11 protein-coding genes are annotated in these 10670 nt (G+C 71.2%); 5 read left to right on the plus strand and 6 right to left on the minus strand.

The features are described from left to right. The first annotated feature begins 196 nt into the window (after positions 1-196). Entirely contained in the window at positions 197-667 is a 471-nt protein-coding gene (locus tag ACQEVJ_RS03010) for a hypothetical protein (RefSeq protein WP_142561074.1), read from the plus strand. A 104-nt stretch (positions 668-771) separates the two neighbouring features. Then, positions 772-1860 carry a DUF4037 domain-containing protein gene (locus tag ACQEVJ_RS03015; RefSeq protein ID WP_433096910.1) on the plus strand — a complete coding sequence of 363 codons (1089 nt, stop codon included), beginning with the start codon at positions 772-774 and terminating at the stop codon, positions 1858-1860. Positions 1861-1882: 22 nt separating this feature from the next. Here ACQEVJ_RS03015 and ACQEVJ_RS03020 read toward each other — a convergent pair whose 3' ends face one another. From ACQEVJ_RS03020 to ACQEVJ_RS03035, 4 genes are all read right to left on the minus strand, one after another. Continuing rightward, the gene (locus tag ACQEVJ_RS03020) at positions 1883-3523 is read right to left on the minus strand and encodes a beta-N-acetylhexosaminidase (RefSeq protein WP_433096912.1); all 1641 of its coding nucleotides are present in this window, start codon (positions 3521-3523) and stop codon (positions 1883-1885) included. Positions 3524-3637: 114 nt separating this feature from the next. Continuing rightward, on the minus strand, positions 3638-4525 hold the full coding sequence (locus ACQEVJ_RS03025; RefSeq protein WP_433096914.1) for an N-acetylmuramoyl-L-alanine amidase: 888 nt from the start codon (positions 4523-4525) through the stop codon (positions 3638-3640). Positions 4526-4591: 66 nt separating this feature from the next. Then, complete coding sequence (locus tag ACQEVJ_RS03030) at positions 4592-4858, minus strand: hypothetical protein (RefSeq protein ID WP_433096916.1); 267 nt, start codon at positions 4856-4858, stop codon at positions 4592-4594. A gap of 114 nt (positions 4859-4972) precedes the next feature. Next, positions 4973-6076 carry a LacI family DNA-binding transcriptional regulator gene (locus ACQEVJ_RS03035; RefSeq protein ID WP_433096918.1) on the minus strand — a complete coding sequence of 368 codons (1104 nt, stop codon included), beginning with the start codon at positions 6074-6076 and terminating at the stop codon, positions 4973-4975. Positions 6077-6297: 221 nt separating this feature from the next. Between ACQEVJ_RS03035 and ACQEVJ_RS03040 the strand changes: the two genes are divergently transcribed. Further along, entirely contained in the window at positions 6298-6990 is a 693-nt protein-coding gene (locus ACQEVJ_RS03040) for a TetR/AcrR family transcriptional regulator (protein ID WP_433096920.1), read from the plus strand. Positions 6991-7224: 234 nt separating this feature from the next. Here the strand turns inward: ACQEVJ_RS03040 and bldC are convergent, their stop codons facing one another. After that, positions 7225-7428 carry a developmental transcriptional regulator BldC gene (gene bldC, locus ACQEVJ_RS03045; RefSeq protein WP_013133571.1) on the minus strand — a complete coding sequence of 68 codons (204 nt, stop codon included), beginning with the start codon at positions 7426-7428 and terminating at the stop codon, positions 7225-7227. A 531-nt stretch (positions 7429-7959) separates the two neighbouring features. After that, complete coding sequence (locus tag ACQEVJ_RS03050; protein ID WP_433096922.1) at positions 7960-8826, minus strand: hypothetical protein; 867 nt, start codon at positions 8824-8826, stop codon at positions 7960-7962. 134 nt (positions 8827-8960) lie between these two features. On the opposite strand from ACQEVJ_RS03050, the gene ACQEVJ_RS03055 reads away from it, so the two are divergent. Both ACQEVJ_RS03055 and ACQEVJ_RS03060 read left to right on the plus strand, forming a co-directional pair. Beyond that, complete coding sequence (locus ACQEVJ_RS03055) at positions 8961-10079, plus strand: Leu/Phe/Val dehydrogenase (RefSeq protein ID WP_433096924.1); 1119 nt, start codon at positions 8961-8963, stop codon at positions 10077-10079. 151 nt (positions 10080-10230) lie between these two features. Then, positions 10231-10461, plus strand: a complete 231-nt coding sequence (locus ACQEVJ_RS03060) for a DUF3073 domain-containing protein (protein ID WP_079315184.1) — start codon at positions 10231-10233, stop codon at positions 10459-10461. Positions 10462-10670: the final 209 nt, after the last annotated feature.

A 10670-nucleotide genomic window follows, 5' to 3' on the forward strand; every position in this document is an offset into this window, starting at 1 on the left:
GTCTCCCGCCCGCCTGCAGCCACTCTTCCGCGCTCGGCCGGAGGCTGAACCGCTCGGACGTGCTCACGCCGGCCGCCCGCCGGGGTCCTTGCCCGGAAAAAGGCGGATTACGATCATGCGCTCCGAAAGTACGAGATCATGCATGGGCGGAGTCTCGCAGCCCGCCCCGACGAACCTGCTAAGCGAGCGACCCCCCATGAGCGCCATCTACGATCAGGCCGACGGCGAGCGGATCGCCGTGGCCGACAGCGGTGATTCCGTGAGCATCATCAACCGCTCCGGGAGGATCGTCGTCGCCAAGAAGGACGTCCGCCGGCTCGCCGAGCGGGTCCTCGCCGCGGCGGGCAGGGTGGCCGTCGTCCTGTTCCCGCCGGCCCTCCGGAAGGACACGCTGTCGGTCTCCGGCCCGTCCGGACGGTGGAAGGTCCGCGTCTCGCCGAAGAATGGCGCTCGCGTCCTCGTCGAGGTCGATCCGCAGGGTCTCGGGCCGGCCGAGGCGTACGAACTCGCCGCCGCCGTCGCGGTGGCCGGGCGCCACATCGGCGACGCCGCACAGGCCGACCTGCGCCTGACCGCGAGGATCCGCGAGGTGATCGACACCTACCAGGGCCTCGACGCGGAGAAGATCGCGGCCGCCATCGTCGCCGAGGTCCTCGACGGAGCGTGACACCACAACACCTTCACCGGCATCTGGGGACCCGCGGAGATGCGTGGTGACGCCGGGGAAAAGCCGGTTGCCCCACGCGACGGAGCCCGCCGAGGATGTCGGCTGTGGGAGACGGGCATGTGCGCGGACTGGAGCTGTCACGGCGGTTCTACCTGGAGGCGGTGGCACCGCTGCTGGCGCGGCGATTCGGCGGCCTCACGCACACGGCGGCCCTCGTCGGTCCGGGCTCGGAGGTGCTCGGGTACGACACCGAGCGGTCCACCGACCACGACTGGGGCCCGCGGCTGCAGCTCTTCCTGAGCCCTGAGGACGCCGCCGTCCACGGCGAGGCCGTGGACGCCGCGCTCGCCGGGAGCCTGCCGCCGCGGTTCCTCGGCTATCCCACGAACTTCGGCCCGTCCGGGGCCGACGGCACCCGGCATATGGAGCCGACGGACGGGCCGCTCCGGCACGGAGTGGTGGTGGCCGATCTGGCCACATGGCTCACCGCGCACCTCGGGTTCGACCCGATCGAGGGCGTCGGCCTGTCCGACTGGCTGGCGACGCCCACCCAGACCCTCGCGGAGATCACGGCGGGAGAGGTCTTCCACGACGGCCTGGGCCTGCTCCTGCCGGTCCGCCGGCGCCTCGCCTGGTATCCCGACGACGTCTGGCGCTACGTCCTGGCCTGTCAGTGGCGGCGGATATGCCAGGAGGAGGCGTTCGTGGGCCGCGGCGGCGAGGCCGGCGACGAACTGGGCTCGGCCGTCACCTGCGCCCGCCTGGCGCGGGACCTCATCCGGCTCGCCCTGCTCATGCACCGCCGCTACCCGCCGTACGGCAAGTGGCTGGGCAGCGCCTTCGCCGCCCTGCCGTGCGGCTCCGATCTGGCACGCGTGCTCAGGGCGGCCGTGTCGGCCACCGGCTGGCGGGACCGCGAGCGCCACCTCGCCACCGCCTACGAGGCTCTCGCGGCCCTGCACAACGCCCTCGGCCTCACCGCGCCCGTCGATCCGCGCACTCGCCCGTACCACAACCGGCCCTACCGGGTGCTGCGCGCCGAGCGCTTCGCCGAGGCGCTGCTGGAGACCATCACCGACCCGGAGGTGCGGCGACTGCCTCTCACCGGTGCGGTGGACCAGTACGTCGACAGCGCCGACGTGCTGTGCGACCGCCGGCGCGTGCGGCGCGTCACCGACGCGGTGCGGGGCTAGGTCGTGTCTGAAGGGACACGACCTACATGCTGGGCCGGGTGGAGTCGGCCGACAGGCTGAGCTCGTGGAGGTGGCGCATCACGTCGTGCACGGCGACGGCGCCCGGGCGGTGGCGACGCCATCCGGTGCCGCCCCGCTGCCAGGGCCGGGGCCCGGACAGCGGGCGATACTCCACGCCGAACGCGTCCAGCCGCGCCAGGTGGGCGTCGAGGCGGCGGAGGAAGTCCTCAGACCCGGCCGGGCCGCCGGTCCACGCGACCTCGGCCGCCGCGCAGCCACGGGGCCAGGCGCGGTAGTCGAGCGTCCGGCCGTCCGGGATGCGCTCGCTCCACAGCTGGAACTGGACGCCGATCACCCGGGCGCGCTCCTCCTCCGGCCACTCGGACGGCGCGGGCGCGAAGGCCGCCACGTCGGCCACGGTGGTCGCGTCCCCCAGGCCGGCCGGCTCCTCGGGGGAGGCCGCCTCGGCGTAGTCGAAGTACATCGGGAAGACCGGCGTCGCCACCACGTCGTGCCCCGCCGCCGCGGCCCGGCGCGCGACGTGCTCGCCGCGCCACGGCATCACGATCGTGTCGGGCCTCAGCCTGCCGCTGACGAACGCCTCGTCCCACACCACCGTGCGGCTGCCGCGTTCGGCCAGCGCGTCGGCGAGCCGACGCAGGAACCACGCGTGCAGGTCACCCGTGCTCTCCAGCCCAAGTGAGGCCTGGTACGCCGAGATCTCGGCCGACGCCGCCCAGTCGTCGAGCACGCACTCGTCGCCGCCGATGTGGAAGTACGGCACCTCGCCCAGGGCATCGGCGATCTCGGCGAACACGGTGGTCAGGAAGTCGACGGTCGCCGGAAGCGGGGACAGGATCGCCGACGAGATGCCCCACCGGTCCAGCACCTCGTAGCGCTCCTCCGGCCGGGACGCCAGCTCGGGATAGGCGGCCAGTACGGCGGAGGCGTGCCCCGGTACGTCGATCTCGGGCACGACGGTGACCGCCCGCGCCCGGGCGTATGCCGCGATCTCCGCCAGGTCGGCGAGCGTGTAGTGGCCGCCGTGAGGGACGCCGTCGAAGGCGAGTTCCTCCCCCTTGTGGCTGGTGATCGTCCGCGGGCGGTGCGAGCCCACCTCGTGCAGCAGCGGGAACGCCCTGCTCTCCACCCGCCAGCCCTGGTCGTCGGCCAGGTGGAGGTGCAGCCGGTTCAGCTTGTGCAGCGCCATCAGGTCGATCATCCGCAGCACCTCCCGCTTCGGCAGGAAGCTGCGGGCCACGTCGAGGTGAGCGCCGCGCCAGGAGAACCCCGGCGCGTCCTCCACACGCCCGCAGGGGATCGTCCAGGACGTCCCGGGCGCGAGGGCCGACCGGAACGCCTCGGCCGGCAGGAGCTGCCGCAGCGTCTGCCCGGCGTAGAAGGCGCCTGCCCGGTCTCCGGCCGCGATGCGCACGCCGTCGCCCGCGACCGTCAGCGCGTACGCCTCCGGCCCGAGCCGGGGGTCCTCCTCCACCCGGACGGCCGCCGTGGCGGCGTCGCCGGGCCTCAGGTCGAGCACGGGGAGCGCGAGCCGTACGGCGTCGATGAGCGGGGCCGGGCCCGACACGGCGGAGCCGGGCGCGATCTCGGCCGATCCCGAGCCCGTCTCTACGAGCCTCGGCGGGGGAAGGAGATGGTTCATGCCGCCGATGATGCCAAACCTCACCGACACCCCGGCCACCCCGTCCACAGCCCCCTGAGAGTCACTGAGAGCCCCCGAGAGTCACTGAGAGCCGCCTCACCGCCGGAGGCCCGGTCAGCGGGCGGCGGCGAGATACGCCTCAAGGCCCTTCGCCAGGGAGTCCGCGATGCGCTGGCGGAACGCCGCGTCCTTGAACTTGGCGGCCTCTCCGGCGTTGCGCATGTTGCCGCACTCGATGAAGATCTTCGGCACCGTCGACAGGTTGAGCCCGCCGAGGTCGCTGCGGAAGTTCAGCGCCTTGCTGCCGATGTAGGTCGAGTACGGCAGGCCGGTGCCGCTGTGGAAGGCGTCACGGACCGCGACGCCCAGCTTCCTGGAGTCGCCGACCACCGGGTCGACCGGCCCGCCGATCTTCTTCGGCATGATGATGTGGAACCCGTGGGCGCTCGGCGCGGCCCCGTCGGCGTGGATGGAGATCGCCGCGTCCGCCTGGGCGCTGTTCCCGATGGCGGCCCGCTGGTTGATGCACGGCCCGGTGCCCTTGTTGTCGGGGCGGGTGAGCTTGACCGTCGCCCCCTGGGCCCGCAGCAGCCGTACGAGCCGGGTGGACACGTCCCAGGTGAAGGCCGCCTCGCTGTAGCCGTCGTTCGTCGAGGTGCCGGTGGTGTCGCAGGCCTTCTTCTGGTTGGAGATGTTGACCTGCCTGTTGATGACCTCCGGGTGCTTCCAGTTGCCCCCGTTGTGACCCGGGTCGATCACGATGACCTGCCCGGTCAGCGGTCTGGCCTGCGTCTCGGAGGCGGTCGCCGTACGCGTGGTCGGGGCGGCCGTCTCGGAGGACGCCGTGCCGGCCGCCTGGTCCTGGGTCGCGGCCGACCGCCCGAGCTTGTGCGAGGCGGCGGGGGTGGACGCCCCCGTGTCGGAGACCTCAGCGCCGCCGCAGGCGACGGCTCCGACCCCGCATAGGGCCAGGGCTGCGGCGGCGAGTGGTCGTCTGATCACGGTCGAAGTCCCTTCCCGGAGGTGTGGTCTCCCCAACCTAACCGGAACGGAGTCGTGATCAGACCGTTACGCCGGAAACCTGCCCACCCACGCCGGCTCGGGGACCTCCTGCCGGTGCAGGAGAGCGGCCAGCTCACGGGCGTCCTCGGCGTCGAGGCCCAGCACCACGCGGGGCCGTCCCCAGGGATGGTCGATCGAGTGGGCGACGTAGCTCGCCACCGACTCGGCGACGTCCTCGCTGTCGAGCCCCCGGCTCTCCCTCCAGTGCGCCCAGGCACGCTCCAGTTCGCCGGCGGCTCGCTGGGCGCAGGAGACCAACTCAGGATCACGCATGAATCCCCCCGATTCCCGGTCGCCGGTCCGCGGGCAGCCCTTCCGCGACCCGCCGGGGGCCGGCGCCACGGCTGAAGTCAACACCGGCCGCGAGGGGACACGTCGGTGATTGACCTAGCCTTGGGCACCACTTGGAGCGGGCCCGGTGCTGCGCCGTACGACGAGTTGCGGGCTCACCTGCCGCAGCCGGGCGATTTTGCCCGGTTCGGTGATGCGGTCGCTCAGCAGCGCCGCCGCCGAGCGGCCCATGGCCCGCCGGGGCTGGTCCACGCTGGTCAGCGAGATGTGCGTGACGGAGGCGAGATGCGTGTTGTCGTATCCGACGACCGACAGGTCCTCGGGCACTCGCAGCCCCAGCTCGCTCGCCGCGGTCAGCACGCCCATGGCCACGATGTCGTTCGCCGCGAAGATCGCCGTCGGCCGGGGGTCGCGCTTCAGCAGCGCCAGAGCCGCGCGCCGGCCGCCCTCCTCGCTGAAGTCGCCGTGCTCGACCATGATGTACGGCGCCAGCGCGTGGCGGCGCATGGCCACCAGGTAGCCCTCGCAGCGGCAGCGGGCGGCCGACGACGGGGCGCCCTCGATGTGGGCGATGCGCCGGTGGCCCAGCTCCACGAGGTGGTCCACGGCGAAGCGGGCGCCGAGCTGGTCGTCGTCGACGACGATGTCCACGCCCTCGAGTTCGACGTCGCGCTCGCCGACCACCACGGTCGGCGTGTAGGCCGCGGCCTCGGCCAGCGTGTCGCTGGACGGCGCGACCCCGAGCAGGACCAGGCCGTCCACCCGCAGCTCCAGGAACGCCTCGACGGCCTCGTCCTCGAACGCCGGGTCCCAGCGGCCGCTGCCGATCAGCAGCCGCAGCCCGTCGCCGTGCAGGCTCTCCTGCAGGCCGTCGAGGAACTCGGCGTAGAAGGGATTGTGCAGGTCGGCCACGAGCGCGCCCACCAGGTGGGTGCGCCCCTCGACCAGACTGCGGGCGACCGCGTTGGGGCGGTAGCCGAGCTCCCGGGCGGCCTGGAGGACCGCCTCCCTGCGGTGCTCGCTCACGTGCGGGGAGCCCCGCAGCACGAGAGACACCAGCGACTTGGAGACTCCTGCCCGCTCGGCCACGTTGCGGATCGTCGGGCGTGGCCGCGGGCTGAACCCATCGGACAGTCCGCCGGTGGGGATCGCGACCCCGACGTCTTTCCGGGCAGTGGTCTGCATGGACGGTCCTGACATGGTTCTCCCCACGATGCGTGGACGTGCACCTGACACACCAAACGATCGAGTTGCCCAGAGGGTACGGGTTGATCGCGGTAAGACAGGATCCTTCCTCTAATCGGGCGTTGGGAAGGTTAGCCGCACCATGGGTAGGACCGCGGAGCCGGGAGGGGGTTCGAGGGGAACCCTTGATTCGGCCGGTCCCCCTCACAGGGAGTCGATTCGCTAGGGTGCGGGGTGTGGGTGCCACACGCCAAGCGGAAGACGGCGCACGGCCGGCGCGCCGCAGGCTCAGCGTGGACCGGCGGCGTGAAGAGCTCATCGCCGCCGCGCTCGAGCTGTTCAGCAGGCACGACGCCGAGGACGTCTCGATCGACGACGTGGCGGCTTCCGCGGGCGCGTCGAGGGCGCTCGTCTACCACTACTTCGGCGGCAAGCAGGAGCTCTACGTGGCGGCCCTGCGCAGCGCGGCGGCCGAACTGCAGGCTCGGTTACAGGCGCAGGGCGAGGGCGGGCCGCTGGAGCAGCTCAGCTCGGGCCTGACGCGTTACTTCGACTTCGTCGAGGAGCACGCGGCCGGCTTCGCCGCGTTGCTCAGGGGAGGCCCGGCCAACCGCGCCGGGGAGATCGGCGAGATCGTCGACGGGGTGCGGCAGCGCATGCTGCGGATGATCGTTCATCAGATGGGGGTCGACGCGCCAGGTCCGGCGTTGCGCGTCACGCTGAGGTCGTGGGTCGCCTCGGTGGAGACGGCCGGCCTCGACTGGCTGGAGCACCGCGACATGGAGCGGGCCGAACTGGAGCGCCTCCTGGTGGACCAGATGGTCGCGCTCCTGCGGGCGGCGGGTGGTCACGATCCCGGGGTGCGGGCGCTGCTGGAGACCCTGCTGCCCGTGCACCCGACATCTGCGAACTGTGAGGCCGTTCCCTGAGCCCTCACCGCGTTCGCGAGTCACATCGAGGCGCGAAGACCGGGGCGTACGTATGGGGAGACGGGGGAACCGCCGGGGCGAACGGACCGGGCGTTCACGCGGGGAGGCGCCGGGCGGGCGGCGCCGACCCCAGATCCCTCCCATGACCCGTAGCGGTCACGGGAGCTTGGTGGACGCGCTCACATCCCCGACGCGAGCGCGCCGTCGTTCCCCCCGTGGCGTGACGGCCACGTCCTATTCGGACCGCTGCTGCGGAATCCCCGCGAGCAGTGCCCGGACCTCGGTCTCCCGGTACCGCCGGTGACCGCCGAGGGTGCGGATGGACGTCAACTTGCCCGCCTTCGCCCACCGGGTGACGGTCTTGGGGTCGACCCGGAACATCGTGGCGACCTCCGCCGGGGTGAGCAGTGGCTCGGCCTCGGGTGTACGAGCTGACATTTGTGCGGCCTCTCCTCCGTGTGGACCGCCGGCAGCGATCCTGCGACTTGTCTGGCGCAAGTACCCCTCCCGCCAATCCTTGCCCCGTCGCGTCGGCCAGAGCGGCGCCTCGCGGCGTCGTCGCCTCACCCGCGAGAGCTCCTCGCAGGCTCGGACCTTCCGCGAGGCCCGGAGTCGTCGCCGACAGCGCTGTGTCGGCTCCTCCTCCGTCTTGCGATGCACCACTCTGGACACCGCTTCGTTCGGGCAAATCTTGTCGGTCGCGGCACTGTCACGGATGTCCTTCAATGATCCAAAAACGTGCGGTTTCTAGGACCATTTACGGCATCACCCGATGTGACCATACAGCCACGTAGCGCGATTGGCGAGCCCTCTGGGCACAACGTCTCGACCACGGGTTGATGTCACGCTCGGTGATTCTAGCGACACGTTTCGTGGTATCGCAGTGAAAACGGCAAACTACTCAGTTCGTAGATGTGAGATCGACTATGTCATGACCAGAATCGGCAGGTCAGGGCATGTTCATGACCGTCAGTTTGCCGATTCCAGGGCGCGAATCGACCTCCAGCGGAGGATCACCCGCTGATACATCGCGAAGGCAAGTTCTTCCTGACCGTTGTCCAAACCCGCGAGGGCCGTCGCCACCTCGGCGACGGACTGGTCGCCCTGGAGTGTCCGGTCGTCCATCAGATGGACGAGGCCGCCGTAGTCGAGCTCCACCAGCGAGTGGGGGTGGAACTCCTCCAGCCAGCGGCCCACCTCCTCGACGTCGGTGAGGGCCGCCACCTGCCCGACGTGCCTGCGGATCACCACCAGCGCCCGGGCCACCCGGCGCCGGGCCTGCGCCATCGAGGTGACGTACAGCATGTTCCTGGGCGGCGCGGCGGTGGTCTGCGCGCCCGGCTCGGCCGGCTGCTCCGAGCCCAGTACGAGCCAGCGCTCGGCCGAGTCGAACGGCACGAACCACGCGATCGGCACATGCCAGGTGCCCGTGCGGATGTGGGTGCGCAGGGACTGCTCTCCCCGCTTGAACCGGTCGAAGTCGTCGGCGGTCTGCTCCGCGATGGCCTGGGGCACGAACCGGGAGGCGAGCTTGACCGGGACGCTCCCGCGGAACGACGCGAACGCCAGCCACGACCGCAGCCTGCTCTGCCAGGGGCAGACGTACAGCGTCTCCTCGACCCGGCGCAGGTACGCGTTGGGACTCTCCCGCTCGGGCGCCGGCAGCGGCGGGACCGGCAGCAGACGCCGGACCGCCTCGCCGTGTTCGACCTCGAGCGCGCCCGCCCGGCGCGGCCGGTCGCGCGACTCGGCGTACCGGGCCCACCGAGCCTGATCCTGAGGGGCGAAAGCGGTCAGCGGCTCGTACACACGGAGATAGGCGGCGTAGGGGAGCACACCAGAATCGTGCCACGTCGGCGGACACATGTGCAGCACCGTCCCGGCTTTTCATGATCGTTTTGTGGGTGTATCGGATAAGCTGAGGCTCGATCGCCGCAACGAGGCGGCGTACACGATCAGGAGTCACCACCGTGACCGACGTTTTCGGGCTGTCCCACAAGGATTCCGGCTCCGGCGACGACGCGAACCCCGTCCAGCCGGTGCGGCATGAACAGGTCGTCTTCTGCTCCGACGAGCGCAGTGGCCTGTACGCGATCATCGCGATCTACAGCACCGCCCTCGGACCGGGGCTCGGCGGCACCCGGTTCTATCCCTATGAGAGCGAGCAGGCCGCGCTCGCCGACGTGCTCAACCTCTCCCGGGCCATGGCCTACAAGAACGCGCTGGCCGGGCTCGACCTCGGCGGCGCGAAGGCCGTCATCATCGGCGACCCCGCGATCGACAAGAGCGAGGCTCTCCTGCGGGCCTACGGCAGGTTCGTCCAGTCGCTCGGCGGGCGCTACTACACGGCCTGCGACGTGGGCACCTACAGCGAGGACATGGACGTGGTGGCGCGCGAGTGCTCCTACGTCACCGGCCGCACCCAGGCGCACGGCGGCGCCGGGGACTCCTCCATCCTCACCGCCTTCGGCGTGTTCCAGGGCATGCGGGCCGCCGCCGACCACGTGTACGGCGCCTCCTCCCTGAGCGGCAGGCGGGTCGGGGTCGAGGGGGTCGGCAAGGTCGGCCACCGCCTGGTCGACCACCTGATCGAGGACGGGGCCGAGGTCGTGATCTGCGACGTCGACGAGCAGGCCGTCGAGCGGGTGCGGCAGCGCCACCCCGCCGTCGAGGTCGTGTCCGACGCCGCCACGCTCGCGGGCTCCGACATCGACGTGTACGCGCCCTGCGCCCTCGGCGGCGCGCTGGACGACGAGACCGTCCCCCGGCTCAAGGCGAAGATCGTCTGTGGTGGGGCCAACAACCAGCTCGCCCATCCCGGCGTCGAGAAGCAGCTCGCCGAGCGGGGCGTCCTGTACGCCCCGGACTACGTCGTGAACTCCGGCGGGGTCATCCAGGTGGCCGACGAGATCGAGGGCTTCGACATGGACCGGGCCCGCGCCCGGGCGGCGAAGATCTTCGACACCACCTTGAAGATCTTCCGCTCCGCCGAGGAGGAAGGCGTCCCTCCCGCCGTCGCAGCGGATAGGCTGGCCGAGCGGAGAATGTCGGAAATCGGTCGGCTAAGGGGTATTTGGCTCCGGCGCTGACCGCCGCCGCTCGTACGACGTACCGAGCGGCGCACAAACCAGGTACGGTAATAGGCGAACGAGAGACTGACGCCTGAAGTCAGGTGGCGTCGGTGCGCGGTGCGTTAGTGACGAGGGGTCGGGCACGGCCCCGCATGAGGGGGTCGAGCCAATGGGGCGCGGCCGAGCCAAGGCCAAGCAGGTCAAGGTCGCCCGTCAGCTGAAGTACAACAGCGGCGGTACGGATCTTGAGCGCCTGCGCGCGGAGCTCGGAGTCGTGGACGCCGACGATTCCGGCCACAGTGACGAGCATGACCCTTACGACGAGTTGGCTGATCGCTACGCCGATTACGCGGCCGTCGACGACGACGACGGCGACGATGATCGCCGTGGGCGCCGTTGACCCGGTTCTGATCGCCAGGTGAGAGACCCGGCGGGGACGTTCCCGCCGGGTTCTCTCAATGTCCGGGAGTCGCCCTCCCCCCTACCTCGCCTCCGGTACGGAGACGGGTGCGGGGAGTCGGCCGGTCGCACGGTTGCGGTCGGCCACATATGCAGCCGGACACGGTCACAGCCGGTCGGCGTCATCGACGTGTCTCCTCATCGTCGAGC

It is taken from the genome of Microbispora sp. CA-102843, assembly GCF_050936215.1.
In the GTDB taxonomy this organism is placed as follows: domain Bacteria; phylum Actinomycetota; class Actinomycetes; order Streptosporangiales; family Streptosporangiaceae; genus Microbispora.